This is a genomic window from Micromonospora phytophila, from assembly GCF_023656545.1.
Lineage (GTDB): Bacteria > Actinomycetota > Actinomycetes > Mycobacteriales > Micromonosporaceae > Micromonospora > Micromonospora phytophila.
Genome location: NZ_JAMOKF010000026.1, coordinates 18,638 through 33,616, shown reverse-complemented (window position 1 = coordinate 33,616; position 14,979 = coordinate 18,638). Strand labels below are relative to the sequence as shown.

Annotated in this window: 20 protein-coding genes; 9 read left to right on the top strand and 11 right to left on the bottom strand. The window is 73.8% G+C overall.

Features of this window, described 5'->3' with window-relative positions:
* A partial coding sequence (locus NCC78_RS06620) for a DNA glycosylase AlkZ-like family protein (RefSeq protein WP_250792409.1) occupies window positions 1–293 on the top strand: 293 nt, incomplete at its 5' end.
* A 79-nt stretch (window positions 294–372) separates the two neighbouring features.
* On the opposite strand, the gene NCC78_RS06615 is transcribed toward NCC78_RS06620, so the two are convergent.
* Window positions 373–789: a CBS domain-containing protein gene (locus NCC78_RS06615; RefSeq protein ID WP_250792407.1), complete on the bottom strand. Its 417-nt coding sequence runs from the start codon at window positions 787–789 to the stop codon at window positions 373–375.
* Window positions 790–891: 102 nt separating this feature from the next.
* Between NCC78_RS06615 and NCC78_RS06610 the strand changes: the two genes are divergently transcribed.
* Window positions 892–1,368 carry a nucleotidyltransferase family protein gene (locus NCC78_RS06610; RefSeq protein WP_250792404.1) on the top strand — a complete coding sequence of 159 codons (477 nt, stop codon included), beginning with the start codon at window positions 892–894 and terminating at the stop codon, window positions 1,366–1,368.
* 150 nt (window positions 1,369–1,518) lie between these two features.
* Here the strand turns inward: NCC78_RS06610 and NCC78_RS06605 are convergent, their stop codons facing one another.
* The 4 genes from NCC78_RS06605 to NCC78_RS06590 form a co-directional block, all read right to left on the bottom strand.
* Window positions 1,519–1,959, bottom strand: coding sequence for a PPOX class F420-dependent oxidoreductase (locus tag NCC78_RS06605; RefSeq protein ID WP_250792402.1), 441 nt, complete (start codon window positions 1,957–1,959; stop codon window positions 1,519–1,521).
* Window positions 1,960–2,143: 184 nt separating this feature from the next.
* A complete protein-coding gene (locus tag NCC78_RS06600) occupies window positions 2,144–3,169 on the bottom strand; it encodes an aspartate-semialdehyde dehydrogenase (protein WP_250792400.1) in 1,026 nt (341 codons plus the stop codon).
* A 338-nt stretch (window positions 3,170–3,507) separates the two neighbouring features.
* Window positions 3,508–4,854: a M16 family metallopeptidase gene (locus tag NCC78_RS06595; RefSeq protein WP_250792391.1), complete on the bottom strand. Its 1,347-nt coding sequence runs from the start codon at window positions 4,852–4,854 to the stop codon at window positions 3,508–3,510.
* A gap of 67 nt (window positions 4,855–4,921) precedes the next feature.
* Window positions 4,922–6,214, bottom strand: coding sequence for a M16 family metallopeptidase (locus tag NCC78_RS06590; protein ID WP_250792390.1), 1,293 nt, complete (start codon window positions 6,212–6,214; stop codon window positions 4,922–4,924).
* A gap of 85 nt (window positions 6,215–6,299) precedes the next feature.
* On the opposite strand from NCC78_RS06590, the gene NCC78_RS06585 reads away from it, so the two are divergent.
* Window positions 6,300–7,037, top strand: a complete 738-nt coding sequence (locus NCC78_RS06585) for a phosphodiesterase (protein ID WP_250792389.1) — start codon at window positions 6,300–6,302, stop codon at window positions 7,035–7,037.
* Here NCC78_RS06585 and NCC78_RS06580 read toward each other — a convergent pair.
* Together NCC78_RS06580 and NCC78_RS06575 are read right to left on the bottom strand one after the other, a co-directional pair.
* Window positions 7,004–7,219 carry a hypothetical protein gene (locus NCC78_RS06580; protein WP_250792387.1) on the bottom strand — a complete coding sequence of 72 codons (216 nt, stop codon included), beginning with the start codon at window positions 7,217–7,219 and terminating at the stop codon, window positions 7,004–7,006. The two genes, NCC78_RS06585 and NCC78_RS06580, sit on opposite strands and share 34 nt — an antisense overlap.
* A 117-nt stretch (window positions 7,220–7,336) precedes the next feature.
* A complete protein-coding gene (locus tag NCC78_RS06575) occupies window positions 7,337–8,491 on the bottom strand; it encodes an alkaline phosphatase PhoX (protein ID WP_250792384.1) in 1,155 nt (384 codons plus the stop codon).
* 306 nt (window positions 8,492–8,797) lie between these two features.
* Between NCC78_RS06575 and NCC78_RS06570 the strand changes: the two genes are divergently transcribed.
* From NCC78_RS06570 to NCC78_RS06560, 3 genes are all read left to right on the top strand, one after another.
* Entirely contained in the window at window positions 8,798–9,895 is a 1,098-nt protein-coding gene (locus NCC78_RS06570; RefSeq protein WP_250792383.1) for a 3-deoxy-7-phosphoheptulonate synthase, read from the top strand.
* Between the two features lie 264 nt (window positions 9,896–10,159).
* A complete protein-coding gene (locus NCC78_RS06565; RefSeq protein WP_372495075.1) occupies window positions 10,160–10,414 on the top strand; it encodes a hypothetical protein in 255 nt (84 codons plus the stop codon).
* A 114-nt stretch (window positions 10,415–10,528) separates the two neighbouring features.
* Window positions 10,529–10,738 carry a hypothetical protein gene (locus tag NCC78_RS06560; protein WP_250792380.1) on the top strand — a complete coding sequence of 70 codons (210 nt, stop codon included), beginning with the start codon at window positions 10,529–10,531 and terminating at the stop codon, window positions 10,736–10,738.
* A 70-nt stretch (window positions 10,739–10,808) separates the two neighbouring features.
* Here the strand turns inward: NCC78_RS06560 and NCC78_RS06555 are convergent, their stop codons facing one another.
* The 3 genes from NCC78_RS06555 to NCC78_RS06545 are packed head-to-tail and all read right to left on the bottom strand — an operon-like array spanning window position 10,809 to window position 12,022.
* Window positions 10,809–11,345: a DUF1360 domain-containing protein gene (locus NCC78_RS06555; protein WP_250792378.1), complete on the bottom strand. Its 537-nt coding sequence runs from the start codon at window positions 11,343–11,345 to the stop codon at window positions 10,809–10,811.
* A 36-nt stretch (window positions 11,346–11,381) separates the two neighbouring features.
* Window positions 11,382–11,702, bottom strand: a complete 321-nt coding sequence (locus tag NCC78_RS06550; RefSeq protein WP_250792376.1) for a hypothetical protein — start codon at window positions 11,700–11,702, stop codon at window positions 11,382–11,384.
* Entirely contained in the window at window positions 11,702–12,022 is a 321-nt protein-coding gene (locus NCC78_RS06545; protein WP_250792374.1) for a DUF6158 family protein, read from the bottom strand. Before NCC78_RS06545 ends, NCC78_RS06550 begins: the two co-directional genes overlap by 1 nt.
* 124 nt (window positions 12,023–12,146) lie before the next feature.
* Between NCC78_RS06545 and NCC78_RS06540 the strand changes: the two genes are divergently transcribed.
* Window positions 12,147–12,590: a hypothetical protein gene (locus NCC78_RS06540; protein WP_250792372.1), complete on the top strand. Its 444-nt coding sequence runs from the start codon at window positions 12,147–12,149 to the stop codon at window positions 12,588–12,590.
* A gap of 26 nt (window positions 12,591–12,616) precedes the next feature.
* On the top strand, window positions 12,617–12,943 hold the full coding sequence (locus NCC78_RS06535; RefSeq protein WP_250792370.1) for a DUF3817 domain-containing protein: 327 nt from the start codon (window positions 12,617–12,619) through the stop codon (window positions 12,941–12,943).
* 5 nt (window positions 12,944–12,948) lie between these two features.
* Here NCC78_RS06535 and NCC78_RS06530 read toward each other — a convergent pair whose 3' ends face one another.
* Entirely contained in the window at window positions 12,949–13,479 is a 531-nt protein-coding gene (locus NCC78_RS06530; protein ID WP_250792368.1) for a DUF6232 family protein, read from the bottom strand.
* Between the two features lie 500 nt (window positions 13,480–13,979).
* Here NCC78_RS06530 and NCC78_RS06525 point away from each other — a divergent pair, with 500 nt between their 5' ends.
* A complete protein-coding gene (locus tag NCC78_RS06525) occupies window positions 13,980–14,954 on the top strand; it encodes a C40 family peptidase (RefSeq protein WP_250792366.1) in 975 nt (324 codons plus the stop codon).
* The last annotated feature ends 25 nt before the right edge of the window (window positions 14,955–14,979 follow it).

Genomic DNA, 14,979 nt, shown 5'->3' with positions numbered 1-14,979 from the left:
TACCGCCCGGCGACCCGTTCCTCCAGGCGCGCGACCGCGACGTGCTGGTCCCGGAGAAGGCCCACCACCGAGAGCTCTGGCGGATCATCGGCAACCCGGGCGCCCTCCTGGTCGACGGCGAGATCCGCGGCACCTGGCGCGCGAAGCAGGCAGCGAAGGCCCGGCTGGACCTCACGGTCACCCCGTTCGAGACGATGCCGAAACGGCTGCGCCAGGAGATCGAGGCGGAGGCCGAGACGGTGCGCGCCGCCCGGGGCGCATCGACCGTGACCGTCCAGGTCGACGCCGCCTGACGGTCGCCCCCGTTCACCACCGCGACACGGTGCCGCCGGCTCCCGGGAAGGGAAGCCGGCGTCGCCCGCGGCGGACGGATCAGTTGTTCGGTTCGTCGGCGCTGATGTCGGCGAGCACCGACTGCGGTTCCCGCTCGACGGCCAGGTCGCCCATCGAGATCAGGCCGACCAGCCGGCCGTCGTCGATGACCGGCAACCGGCGCACGGCGTACGTCCGCATCAGGTCGGCGGCGGCCACCGCGTCGTCGTACTGGCTCACCGTGATCACGTCCTTGGTGGTGATCTGGTTGAGCATGGTCGAGCTCGGGTCCATGTTCTCCGCCACGCCACGGACCGTGATGTCCCGGTCCGTCACGATTCCGACCACGTTGTCGCCGTCGGTCACCACCACGTCACCGATGGCGCTGTCGCGCATCTCCTGCGCCGCGGCGGTCAGCGTGTCGTTGCCGTCCATGGTCACCAACCGGGTCGTCATGAACTCTCCGACCGTTGTCATGGTGCTCCCCTCTCGAAGTCAGCACGGCGGTCTACCCGCCGCCACGGGCGGGGTAACCCGGCCGACCCCGGTGCCCCGCACCGCGCCGTAGGGTGTTCGCCAATGACCGACGACGAACGTGACCTGTGCGACATCGTCGCCGCGAGCCCGTGGGTGCTGCGGGCGCTGACCGTGGTGCACGACTCGGGCCTGCCCGACGCCTGGATCGGCGCCGGCACGCTGCGCGACCTGGTCTGGGGCGAGCGCTACGGCACCGGGTTCGACCCCGGGTCGGTGCGCGACGTGGACGTGGTCTTCTTCGACCCCGACGACCTCAGCCGGGACAACGACCACCGGGCCACCGACCGGCTGGCGGCGGCCTGGGCCGAGCCACCGTGGGAGGCGCGCAACCAGGCGGCCGTGCACACCTGGTACGCGGCGAAGTTCGGCGGCGAGGAGATCGAGGCGTACCGGAGCGTGGCGGAGGCGGTGGCCACCTGGCCGGAGTTCGCCACCGCCGTCGCGGTCCGCCTCGACGCCGACGACCGGCTCGCGGTCTGCGCCCCGTACGGGCTGGGCGACCTGCTCGGCGGGGTGTGACGGCACAATCCGGCCCGCGTCGACGTGGCCCGGTCCCGGGAACGGCTGGCCCGCCACCGCCCGGCGCAGCGCTGGCCCGGCGTCACGGTCGTCCCGCCCGGCTGACCGCCCCCGCGGACCGGCCACCCGGCTCGCCGGGGCCCGGAGCCGTCAGCCGCGCGGGGGCATGCCGTAGACGCGCTCCACGTGCAGACGCAGCACCAGCCGTCCCTCGGCGACCATCGCCCGCCGGAAGTCGTCCCAGTCCGGGTGTTCGCCCTGCACCGCCCGGTAGAGCCCGACCAGCTCGTCGACGGTCGCGTCGCCCGTCTGGCGGGCGACCGGGGTCAGCTCCGCCCGCGCCTCCGCCACCGCGTACGCCCAGCCGTCGTCACTGCTGACGTGGAAGCTGGCCCGGGGGTCACGGCGCAGGTTGGCGGTCTTGGCGCGGCCGTCGGTGACCGAGACGCGGATCAGCCCCTGCTCCCGGTCGAAGGAGTAGACCACGTTGGACAGCTGGGGGCGCCCGTCCCGCTTGACGGTGGCCAGGACGCCGAGCCAGCGGCCGGCGATGAGGTCGGTCAGGGCGCGCTGGGCCTGGTCCTCGGGCACGGCATCCTCCACATCGAGCAGTCCTCGCCGGAGTCCATCCAAGCACGGTGGTCCGGTGGCCACAGCCCAGTCGGCGGACGGGAGGGGATGGTCGAGGAGTTCCTGACCGCCCGCGCCACCCGCAAGCCCGTCCCCGACCCCGTCCGACGCCGCCCGGTCCGGGGTCGGCGTCGGACGGGGCACGTCAGCGGAGTTCGGCGGCGACCAGCTCGGCGAGCTGCACCGCGTTGAGCGCGGCGCCCTTGCGCAGGTTGTCGTTGGAGCAGAACAGCGCCAGACCGTGCTCGACGGTCTCGTCGGCCCGGATCCGACCGACGTAGGTCGGGTCCTGCCCGGCGGCCTGCAGCGGGGTCGGCACGTCGCTCAACGCCACGCCGGGTGCGCCGTCGAGCAGCTCGCGGGCCCGCTGCGGGGTGACCGGACGGGCGAAGCGGGCGTTGATCTGGAGCGAGTGACCGGTGAAGACGGGCACCCGGACGCAGGTGCCGGAGACCTTCAGCCCGGGGATCTCCAGGATCTTGCGGCTCTCGTTGCGGAGCTTCTGCTCCTCGTCGGTCTCGAAGGAGCCGTCGTCGACGATCGAGCCGGCCAGCGGCAACACGTTGAACGCGATCGGCCGGGCGAAGGAGCGGGGTGCCGGGAACTCCACCGCCGCGCCGTCGAAGGCCAGCCCGGAGGCGTGCTCGGCGACCTTGCGGACCTGCTCGTCCAGCTCGGCGACGCCGGCCAGGCCGGCGCCGGAGACCGCCTGGTACGTCGAGACGACCAGCGCGACCAGCTCCGCCTCGGCGTGCAGCGGGCGCAGCACCGGCATGGCGGCCATGGTGGTGCAGTTCGGGTTGGCGATGATGCCCCGGGGGCGGACGGCGGCGGCGTGCGGGTTGACCTCGGCGACGACCAGCGGCACCTCGGGGTCCGTCCGGAACGCGGAGGAGTTGTCGATCACGACCGCTCCGGTCTCGGCGACCCGGGGCGCGAGCTCCTTCGCGGTGCCCTTGCCGGCCGAGAAGAGCACGATGTCCAGCCCGGCGTAGTCGGCGGTGGCCGCGTCCTCGACGGTCACCTCGCCGTCCCGCCAGGGCAGGGTGCGCCCGGCCGACCGAGCCGAGGCGAACAACCGCACCTGCTCCGCCGGGAACTCCCGCTCCGCCAGCACCTGCCGCATCACGCCACCGACCTGGCCGGTGGCCCCCACAATGCCGATCCTCATGCCCGCGAGGCTACCCAGCCCGACGCCCCGACCGGGAACTCTTTCCCACCGCCCGGGCGATCACGGACCGGTTCGGGCCGTGGCCTCGGTCACCCGGTCCGCTGCCCGTCCCGCAACGACGCCACCCCGCGCCCCGGGCGGGCCGAAAGATCCTGCGGCCACCCACCCGCCACACCACAACATCCCCACCCCGGACCCCTCCCCGGCGTCCCGCGGCTCGCCACCGCCCGCGCGACCCACATCACACCGCCGCCCCGCAGGCCTGGGGCCTGTCGTGCCGATCCGGAGATCGATCAGACGACAAGCCCCAGGGGCGACGGGGCGGGCCCGGGGGCGGGTCAGGAGTGGTGGTCGACCAGGTCGCCGAGGCCGGTGGCGGTGAGGTCGTCGCGGATCACCGCCGCGTCGCCCTCGACCACCAGGGTCAGCTCCTCCGGGCGCAGGTGCGTGGCGGCCGCCGCGGAGACCTGCGCCACGTCGGCCGCGAGCAGCGACTCGCGCAGCCGGGCGTGGTAGTCGTCCGGCAGGTCGTGCACCACCAGGGTGGTCAGCGCGGAGGCGATCGCCCGGGGGCTCTGCAACTCGACCGAGAGCTGACCGGCCCGCCAGGACCGCGCCACCGCCAGCTCCTCCTCGGTCACCCCGGTCTCCCGGGTACGGGTGATCTCGCCGACCGCCTCGACCAGGGCCGGCGCGGTCACCGCGGTCTGCACGCCGGAGCTGACCGCGAACCGGCCGAACCGGCGGGAGGAGGCGAAGTCGCCCCGGATGCCGTACGTGTAGCCGCGCACCTCGCGGATGAGGTGGTTGAGCCGGGAGGTGAACGCCCCGCCGAGCACCGTGCCGGCGAGGGTCATCGGCACGTGGTCGGGGTGGGCGCGGTGCGGGGAGGGATGCCCCAACCGCAGCGTGGACTGCACCGAGCCGGGCCGGTCCACCAGGATGATCCGGCGCCCCGGGCGGGGCGCCACCTCGATCGGGCCACCCCGCTCCACCGGCCCACCGCCGGTGCCGGCGAACGCCGCCGCGCCCAGCGCGTCCAGGTCGAGCCGGTCCAGGTCACCGGCGACGACCAGGGTGCCGGGCCGGATGAACCACTCGGAGTGGAAGACGGTGACGTCCTCGACGTCCAGGGCGGCCACCGAGTCCGGGTCGCCGTACATCGGGCGGCCCCAGCGGTTGTCCGCCCCGAACAGGTCGGCGCGCAGCGCCGCGTCGGCGCGCGGGCCGGGATTGGCCCACTCCATCCGCAGCGCGGTGGCCTCGTCGTCGCGGACCCGACGGACGTCGTCCGGATCCAGCCGGGGCGTCCGGACGGCCTCGGCGAGCAGCTCGACCGCGGCGCTCAGCCGCTCCACCGGCACCTGCACGCTGACCTGGAAGGAGTCCCAGTCCAGCCCGGTCACCAGCTCGGTGCCGAGCGCCTCGATCGCCAGCGCGTACGCGGTGGCGTCCCGCTGCGCGGTCCCCTCCTCCAGGGCCTTGGCGAGCACGCCGCCGAGCCCTTCCTTGCCGGCCGGCTCACGACCGGCGCCGGCGTCGAGCAGCAGCAGCGCGACGGCGAGGTTCTGCCCCGGCAGGTGCGCGGCGACCACCTGACCGCCGGCCACGGTGCGGCGGACCACCTGCGGGAACCGGTACGGGCGGGCGGCGCCCGCGCCGGGACGGACGGCGATCAGCGTCATCAGAGCTTCCTCTCGTTCACCACTGCGGGGCTGGCGTGCTGCGGGTCGCGCCGCGCACTCGTCGCGCTCACCGGCCCTGCTCGGGCAGGTAGGTCAGGATCGCCCGGTCGTCGGCGGCGAGCACCTCGGCCGCGGCCTCGGCGATCTGCTCGGCGGTCACCGCGAGCCACGCGGGCAGCCGGTCGGCGGCCTTCGCCGGATCGCCGAACTGGGTGGCGTAGCGGCCCAGCGTGTCCGCGCGACCGTCCACCGTGGACATCTGCCGCCACCAGGCCGTGCTCAGCAGCGCCTTGGCCCGGTCCAGCTCGGCGGCGGTGACCGGCACGCTGGCAAGCTCGTCGACCACCTCGGCCAGCCCGGCGGCCAGCCGTTCGCCGCTCACCCCGGGGCGGGCCGTGGCGGTCGCGATCAGCGGCGCCGGCGCATGCGCCAGGTCCACCCCGTACGCCCCGACCAGGTCCGGCTGGGCGATCCGCTCCCCGTCGGCGAGGCGCTGGTAGAGGCGGCTGCCCCGCCCGCTGCCCAGGACGGTGGCGAGCACGGTCACCACGTCGTAGCCGGGGCTGCCGAAGGGGTGGGTGCGGTGCGCGACGTAGACGCGCGGCGCAGGCACGTCCGTGGTGACGGTCTCCACGGCGGGCCGGCCGGTGCCCGCGACGGTACGCCCGTCCGGCGCGGCCGGAATCTCCTCCAGGGCCGGAAGTGCGCCGAAGTACTTGTCGGCCAGCGCGAACACCTCGGCGGCCGAGGCGTCGCCCACCACGGTGAGCACCGCGTTGTTGGGCGCGTAGTACGTGGAGTGGAAGGCCTGGAAGGTGGCCAGGTCGGCGGCGTTCAGGTCGGCCATCGAGCCGATCGTCGCGTGGTGGTAGGGGTGCCCGGGCGGATAGAGCAGCGGCAGCAGCCGCAGCCAGGCGTCGCCGTAGGGGACGTTCTCGTAGCGCTGGCGCCGCTCGTTCTTGACCACGTCCCGCTGGTTGTCCAGCGTCTCCTGGGTCAGCGCCGGGACCAGGCCGCCCATCCGGTCCGCCTCCAGCCAGAGCGCCAACTCCAGGTGCTCGGCCGGGACGGTCTCGAAGTAGTTGGTGCGGTCCGGGTTGGTGGTGGCGTTGAGCGAGCCGCCGGCGCCCTGCACCAGCTTCATGTGCTCGGTCTTGGCCACGTTGACCGAGCCCTCGAACATCAGGTGCTCGAAGAGGTGGGCGAAGCCCGTCTGCCCCTCCGGCTCGTGTCGGGAGCCGACGTCGTACCAGAGGTTCACCGCCACCGCGGGGGCGGTGCGGTCCTCGCTCACCACTACGCGCAGGCCGTTGTCCAGTCGGGTCGTCTCGATGGGCCAGGGGTAACCGCTGTCGGGCATGGCACGACGCTATCCGATCAGACGGGCGGAAACGTGACGCGTCGCAGTGAGGCATCGACGGCGCAGCGCCGGGTACCGGGTGGTCATGCCGCCTGCCGCCACCCTCTCCGACCGGGCCGCCGTCGCCGTCGAACGCGCGAGCGCCGCCCTGACCCGGCTGCGCCGGGCCCGCCTGCTGCACCCGGCCGGCCGCTCCTTCGCCGGCGAGGTGACGGTGTGGGGTACGCCGGGACCGCCGACCGGGGTCGCGTTGCTGGACCGCCCCGGCCGCTACCCGGCGACCCTCCGGCTCTCCAAGGGGGTGCCCACCCCCGGCAGTTGGCCAGACGTGCTCGGGCTGGCCGTCCGGGTGCAGCCGGGCGAGGGCAGGCCGTTCGACCTGCTGGTCAGTTCCAGCGGGGCCGCGCCGGTACTCCGGCACCTGCCGCTGCCCCGGCGGCGCTTCGCCGGGACGTACAGCACGATCATGCCGTTCCGCTCGGGTCGGCGGCGGCTCTTCCTGGCCGCGCTGGCCGACCCGGACTCGCCCGACCTGGGGCGCAGCCTGGCCCAACTGGCCGCCGCGGCCGCGGCGGACGCGCCGCGCCTGGTGCTCGCGGTCGCGTCCGCGGTCGGGCCGTGGCGGCCGTTCGGACAGGTCAGCATCGGCGCCCAGCTCAGCGCCCGGGAGGACGCGGCGCTGGCCTTCGACCCGATCGGCAACCTGCCGGCCGGGCTGCGGGCGGCCGGCCCGCTCACCTGGCTGCGCGAGCACACCTACCGGGGCTCGCAACGGGCGCGGGGCGCGACTCAGTCCGGCGGCTCGCTCGCGGTCACCGTCTGATCGGAGGTACGCCGCTCCAGGAAGGTGTCCGGCGCGGCGTTGCGGTCCTCCTCGCGGATGTCCGACTCCGTCAGGATGGCGTCGGCCTGCGCCTCCGCGTCTTCGCTGCCGACGGCCGCCTCCTCGGGCAGCAGGTGTGCGCGGGACTCCACCCGTTCCTGGTCGCTCTGCTCGTGGCTCATGTCGGCCCACATACCCCGTGCGCGCGCCGCGCACGCCGCATGACCCGCGCTCGATCACCGAGACGGTGGCCTCCGGGGTTGGCGGAGGCCACCGGATCGAACCCGATCAGGCAGGCGTCAGGCGCGGAACGGGCCGCGCACCTCGTAGGTGATGCCGCCGGAGGAGGAGCCGGAGGTGCCGCGCTGCGACGAGAAGTAGAACCGGCTGCCGTCGGGCGAGAACGCCGGCCCGCAGATCTCCGACGACGACTGCCCGGTGATGCGCAGGAACGGGGCGACCACGTCGCCCGGCGTGATCAGAACGATCTCCATGTTGCCGCCGTCCTCGGCCACGTACAGGTCGCCGGAGCGCGCGCCGGTGATGTTGTCCACCCCGGTCAGCGGGGCCGTCCCGGTGACCAGCGAGTCGTCGTACGTCAGATCGATGCGCTGGTTGACCGCGTCGTACGCCCAGACCCGGTTGTCGCCCTTGGTGGTGAACCAGCAGGTCCCGCCGGCGTACCAGCAGCCCTCGCCGCCGTTGAAGCGCTTCGCGCCGGAGACCTGGCTGCGGGTGGCGGTCGGGTAGCCGTCCGGGTCGGGCACCCGCGCCCAGCTCACCGGGCCGCTGGTGGCCGTGCCGGCGACCAGCACCTCCAGGGTGCCTGCGGAGAGGTCGCCCCAGGTGGTCGGCCGGAACCGGTAGAAGCACCCGGTGCTCTCGTCCTCGGTCAGGTAGATCACCCTGCGGTCCGGATCGCAGGCCGCGGCCTCGTGGGTGAAGCGCCCCATCGCCGCCCGTCGCACGCCGGCCTTGCCGCCCTGCGGGTACGTCTCGTAGACGTAGCCCCGGCTGACCTCCTCCCCGGAGAGCCAGGTGCCCCACGGCGTCGCGCCGCCCGCGCAGTTGCGGTTGGTGTTGGACAGGATCCGGTACGCCGAGCCGATGCTGCCGTCGGCGTTGAAGCGCACGGCGGAGACCCCGCCGGTGGTGGAGATCTCGGAGTTCGAGACGTAGATCCAGCCGGTGCCGGCGACGAAGCAGGCGCCGCCGTCGGGCGCGTCGTGCCAGGTGTACGACGTCCCGGGCACCGCCTGCCGGGAGCGGGCGATCACCCGGCTGGTGAAGCCGGCGGGGAGCTGGATGCCGTTGGCGTCGGCGGCGCCGAGCGGCCCGTACGGGCTGGTGCCGGGCTGCGCCGGGGCGGCCAGCGCGGCGCCGGCCCAGAGGCTGCCGGAGAAGGCGGCGGCGCCGCCGACGGCGGTGGCGCGCAGGATGGTGCGACGGTCCATGTGAACCTCCTGGAAGATGCCCGCTGGGTGCCGATGAGGCTACCGTCGGTGTCATCGATGGAGGTAAACGTAAGGCGAGGGTTGTCCGACGACCTGATGAGGCTCCGCCGGCCTGTCGGGTACGCTTGGCCACGTGACGCGCTCGTATCGATGGTTTAGGCAGCCGGCTCATCCGCCGGTGACTTCACCATGATCTGACGTCACCAGTTGTCGAGCCGGCCGGGCAGGAGCTTTCGTTCCTGCCCTTTTGCGTACGAGCAGCCGGCTCGACCCGGGCACCGGCCCCGGGAATCGGTCGGCGGAAGGATGCCCACCGTGACGACCCCGGAGACCGACCGGGTCAGTGATCAGCGGATCGACCGTGTCGTGCCGCTGACCACCCCGGCCCTGCTGCACCACGAACTTCCCCTGGACGAGCCGCTCGCCTCCGCCGTGCTGACCGGCCGGCGCGCGGTCGGTCGGGTGCTGGACGGCACCGACGACCGCCTGCTGGTGGTGGTCGGCCCGTGCTCGGTGCACGACCCGGCCGCCGCCCTGGACTACGCCCACCGGCTCCGCGCCGCCGCCGACCGGCTCGCCGACGACCTGCTGGTGGTGATGCGGGTCTACTTCGAGAAGCCGCGTTCGACGGTGGGGTGGAAGGGTCTGATCAACGACCCGGGGCTGGACGGCTCCGGTGACGTCAACACGGGCCTGCGCACCGCCCGGGCGCTCCTGCTCGACGTGCTGCGCCTCGGCCTCCCGGTGGGTTGCGAGTTCCTCGACCCGATCACCCCGCAGTACATCGCCGACACGGTGGCGTGGGGCGCGATCGGCGCCCGGACGGTGGAGAGCCAGGTGCACCGGCAGCTCGCCTCCGGCCTGTCCATGCCGATCGGGATGAAGAACCGCCCCGACGGCAGCATCGGCACCGCCGTGGACGCCATCCGCGCCGCCGGCGTTCCGCACGTCTTCCCCGGCATCGACTTCTCCGGCACCCCGGCGATCATGCACACCCGGGGCAACGCCGACGGGCACCTGGTGCTGCGCGGCGGCGGCGGCCGACCCAACTACGACGCGGGGTCGGTGGCCGGCGCGCTGGACCTGCTCCGGGCGGCCGGGCTGCCGGAGCGGCTGGTCATCGACGCCAGCCACGCCAACAGCGGCAAGGACCACCGCAACCAGCCGCTGGTGGCCGCCGACGTGGCGGCGCAGCTGGGCACCGGAGAGCGGGGCATCGTCGGCATCATGCTGGAGAGCTTCCTGCTCGACGGCCGGCAGGAGCTCGACCCCACCCGTGAGCTGACCTACGGCCGGTCGGTAACCGACGCCTGCATCGGCTGGGACACCACCGAAGAGGTCCTGGCCCACCTGGCCCAGGCGGTCCGGACCCGCCGGCGCACCGCCGCCCCCGCGCCGGCCTGATCCGCAGACAGCGCCGCCCCCGGGCCCGGGTGGGCTCGGGGCGGCGCTGGTGTCGGTGTGCAGGTCGCCTCTCGGCGAGTGGCACGACGCGGCTCCAGCCGAACGGTTTTCCGCGAAGGCAATTTAGGTGAGGCCCGGGGACACTGGTCACACCGACACCTGACTCAACCGGCGCGCCTCCTGCGGTGTTCCGGTCCGCGGCGTGAACGGGGTCACGCCGGAGCCGCGGCGTTTGACCGTTTCGGCCTCGGGTAGCTGACCTGCGTGACCGATGACGCACCCGTGACCGACGAGCCCGTCACCGACGAGCCCGTCACCGAGGAGCCGGACAGCCGGCGCCTCGACGAGCTGCTCGACGACCTCTACCACGGCCAGGAGCGGATCAGCCAGGCGGACATCTACCGCCGGGCGGTCTCCGCGGAACTCCCCGCGCAGCTCCTCTCCCGGATAGCGGCGCTGCCCCAGGGCGAGTACGCGGCCGACGAGGCGGCGGACCTGCTCGGCGGGTCGGTCGCCTGACGACTTCCGATCCGACGCCGCGGCCCACGCCCGGCGCAGCGAGGCGAGCGGCGCAGGCCGCCGGAGGCGCACCCCGACGGACGGCGGGCGGCCGAGGAGGAGAAGGAGAGCACGATGTCCCATCACGAGAAGCACCACGACGAGCTGCCGGCGCTCGGCCAACCCCCCGAGGGGCAGGACACCCTCCCCGAGCCGGACTTCGCCAACGAGCACGACCGCACCGCGGTCGACCGGGAGATCATCACCGGCGCGGACGAGGACGAGCGGGAGCCGGAGGCGTCGCGCGGCTGGGCCGGCGAGGACCACGGCACCACACCGACGTGACCACCGGGGCGACACCGACATGACGAAGGGGCCGGCGGCGCGCCGGCCCCTTCGTCATGTCCGCGCCGACTCAGTCCTCGTCGTGCTTGTCGCCGTCGGCGGCCTGCTGCGCCACGGCGTACGCCATCTGGAGGAAGTCCGAGGCCGCCACGGCGGTCAGCGCGGTGGCGACCAGGCGGGTGAGCCTGGGCGCGAGCACCAGACCGCCGGTGAGCCCGGTGGCCACCCAGACGGCGAGGCAGAACGGGCAGCTGAGCAGTTCCCCGATCGCGTGCCGGGTGCCGCTGCCCTGGTCACGGACCTGCTCCATGACCTCGCCGCTGCCGATCGGCTTGTCGTAGCGGGTGAACGGCGCCCGCAGCGGGCTGGTCACGGCGTCCTTGGCGAGCAGTCGGCTGAGCTTGTGCGTGGCGATGGAGATCAGCACCACGTCGGCCGGCGCGGGCCGCTCGGGCACCGGGCGGCCGGTCACCTTCACCAGGGCCGCGAGGGTCGCGGCGACCCCGGTGTAGGTGCCCATCGAGACCAGGTAGCCGCTCAGCGGCCGGTACTCGTTCGGCGCGTACGCCCGGCGCAGCCGCGCCACTTTCTCCTTCAGGTCGGTCACCGGTCTCCTTGATGTCTCAGGGCCTCGCGGCCGGGCTCAGCCGGCCTGCAGGTTGTCGGCCACCTCGCGGGCGAGGCTCTCCAGGGCCTGGTCGGCCAGCCGGTCGGCGTCCGACCCACCGGTCAGGTCGAGCCGCATCCGCGCGCCACCGGCCTGGGCCGGCTCGACCCGGATCTCGGCGGCCCACTCTCCGGCCGCGCTCCAGCGGGCCCGCAGCTCGTCGGCGCTGACCTGCTCGGCCGGGGTGCCGTCGGCGCGCAGCGGCTCGGGCAGCCACGCCGACGCCCGGTCGGGGTCGGTGGCGGTGTTGAACACCACCTCCGGTGGCGCGGACACGCCCCGCTCGGCGGACGCCATCAGGCGTCCCGCAGGCGGCTCGGGTCGACCTCGCGTCCCGGGTGCCGGGCGAGGTACTCGGTCTCCAGCTCCGCCGTGCGCCGCAGGTGGTGGGCGAGCGCGGAGTCGGACGCGTGCCGCAGCGTGTCCAGCCGGGTCCGGTGCAGGCTGTGCATCTCGCGGACCAGGTCCTCGTCGTCCAGCTCGGCGGGGTCGACGCCGAGCAGCTCGTCCTCGGCGTCCGCGCCGCCGGAGGCCATGTCGTGCACCTGGTCACCACCCCACTCGGGCATCCGCTGCTCCGGGCTCGGAAAGTCGTCGTGCCGTACTGATCCGGTCATGTCGCCCCCCTGGTCTGTTTTGGGCTGGCGTCTAGACGGATGCCCACACCGGGTGGCACCAAACCCTCCGACCGACTACGACACCGCGTCGGAGACCACCACGGCTCCCGGTACCCTCGATGCCATGAAGCGGCTCTGGACCCCGGCGTGGATCGTGCGCCACGTGGCCATGGTCGTGCTGGTCTCGGGTTTCCTGGGGCTGGGCTGGTGGCAGGTCAGCCGGGCCGCCGCCGGCAACACACTGAGCTGGGGCTACGCGGTCGAATGGCCGATCTTCGCGGGCTTCGTGGTCTTCGTCTGGTGGCGTGAGGTCCGGCACACCCTGCACGGTCCGACCGCGCCGGACGGCGAGCCGGCACGGCCGGACGAGCCGTCGCCCGCCGTCGGGACGCGGCCGGCCGGAGCCCCGGCGGCCGCCGCGACGCGTCCGGCGGTACGCCGACCCGTGCGGGTCGCCCGCGTGCCCGTGGCGGCCGGCGGCGAGGACGCCGACCTGGCCGCGTACAACCGGTACCTGCAATGGTTGAACGACAATCCGGGCGCCCGGCCCGGCGACTACCCCGGCTGACGCCGGGCTCGGAAGGACGGACGACGGTGGGCGCAGCCCTGACCCGGTACCGCGTGATCGCCTGGATCGTCGGCGTGGCGCTGATCCTGCTGGTCGTGATCGGCATGCCGTTGAAGTACGGGTTCGACAACCCGGTCGTGGTGGAGACGGTGGGTCAGGCCCACGGCTTCCTCTACATGCTCTACCTGCTGGCCGCCTTCGACCTGTCCCGCCGGGCCGGCTGGCCGCTGAAGCGGATGGTCCTGGTGATGCTGGCCGGCACGGTGCCGTTCGTCTCCTTCTACGCCGAGCGCCGGGTCAGCGCCTGGGTCACCACGCGCCCCGAGCTCACCCCGGAGCCGGTCGCCGGCTGAGCGGCTCAGCGGGTCGGCCGCCACGGGTCGACCGAGGCGAGCGGGTCCTCCCAGCCGCCGTACCGGTTCATCTCCCGGGCCCGGCGCAGGGCCCGGGTGACCTGGCCGAACTGCCGCTCGTCGTCGCTGGTGAAGAGCAGCACCTCGTCGGCCCCCCGCCGACCCCACAGCTCGTACGCGGGCGGGCGCCAGCGGTCCCCGGCCACCGCGAGCAGCACCGGCAGCAGGAACACCACCCCCAGGGTGAGGTACGCCCCGGCGGTGAGCCGTTGCAGCCCGCCGGTGAAGCCGAGCAGCAGGCCGACGGCGCCGATCATCGCGCCGGTGACCACGACGGCCCGGACGGCGACCCGGTCGTGCGGGCCGCGGGTGGTGTGCAGGTGGGTCAGCTCCGCGACCTGCCAGCTGTTGCGGCCGACGGTGAACCGGTCGACCGTGACGATGATCCCGGGTCGGGCGTAGAGCAGGGTGGTCTTCTTCTCGGCGGTCGTCCGGGTTGACCGGGTGGCTCGTGTCGTGGCGCCCTGAGGATTCACGGCTTCCTCCCGCGGCTGCGTGCCGGGGTCGGCTCCCGTCGGCGTACGCACCGGTGTTCGCCGACGGGATTCCCGGCTCCGCGGTTCATTGTGTTGCCCGCGCGCCAGCTCAGGGCGGGATTTCGGCGTCGGCGGGACGGCTGGCGGCGGGCCGGCCGCCGGATAGAGACATCCATGTCGGTCTTATCGGTTATAGCGCACAAGGATCCGACGGCATCCGTCGAGAACGACGAATCCGGTAAATCACTCCATCTATGGCAATCGTCACCGCTCCCCCGACCGCTGCGACGACGGTCGATCACCTACCGTCACGATCGCAGCCGGCCCTTCCTGCCACTTTGCCAACATTCGCCCCTGCTTCAACTGCGGATCACTCCCGCCCCGGGTTACCTTGTCCGGGCCGGCCCGGTCGACCGCCGTCCACCCGGACAGCACCGGCCCGGTGCCGCCGGGGGCGTCAGCAGCCCCGCGGCGGCCCGTGGGAGAGGAGCCTTCCGCTCTTGTCGTCCCTCAGAAACACGCTGCGCGTCCTGGCCGTCGCCGCGATGTCGGCCACGCTGGTCGCGCCGGCGGCGGTGCCCGCCCGGGCCGAGCCGTCCCCCGCCGAACTCACCCGGCGGATCGAGAAGTCCTCCACCGAGCTGGAGGGCGTCGTCGAGGCGTACAACGAACTCAACGAGAACATCAAGGCCAACAAGGTGGCCGCGGCCGGATTACAGACCCGCATCGGCCCGCTGGAGGAGCAGACCGCGCGCAGCCGCGCCGAGGTCGGCGAGCTGGCGGTGACCGCCTACAAGACCGGCAACCTGAGCACCGCGGAGGCGCTGCTGGGCGCCGGTGGCGCCGGCGCCGCGCTGGACCGGCTCGGCACGCTCGAACAGCTGACCCGGCAGCGGCAGGCCACGATCGCGAACTTCACCGACGACCAGCGCCGGCTGATCGACGAGAAGACCCGGCTGGACGTCACGCTCGGTCGCCAGGCCGCCCAGGCCCGGGAGCTGGCCGCCGGTAAGAAGCGGATCGAACGGGACCTAGCGAAGCTCTACGAGCTGCGCCGCCAGGCGTACGGCCGGGCCACCGAAGCGCCGGCGGCGCGGTCCGCCAGCGCCGACGACGCGCCCGCGATCTCCGGCCAGGCCGGCGTCGCGGTCCGCTACGCCTACGGGGCGCTGGGCAAGCCGTACGTCTGGGGCGCCGACGGTCCCGACGGCTACGACTGCTCCGGGCTGACCTCGGCGGCCTGGCGGGCGGCCGGCAAGTCGCTGCCGCACAACACCCGGATGCAGTGGGGTGTGGTGGCGCACATCGGCCGCGGCGAGCTGCGCCCGGGGGACCTGGTCTTCTACAGCGGCCTCGGGCACATGGGCATCTACGTCGGCGGCGGCCAGGTGATCGACGCGCCGAGCGCCGGGCGGAACGTGCTCAAGCGGGACATGGACCTGATGCCCATCCAGGGCTACGGCCGGGTCCGCTGATCGCACCCGGATACGGCGAACGGCC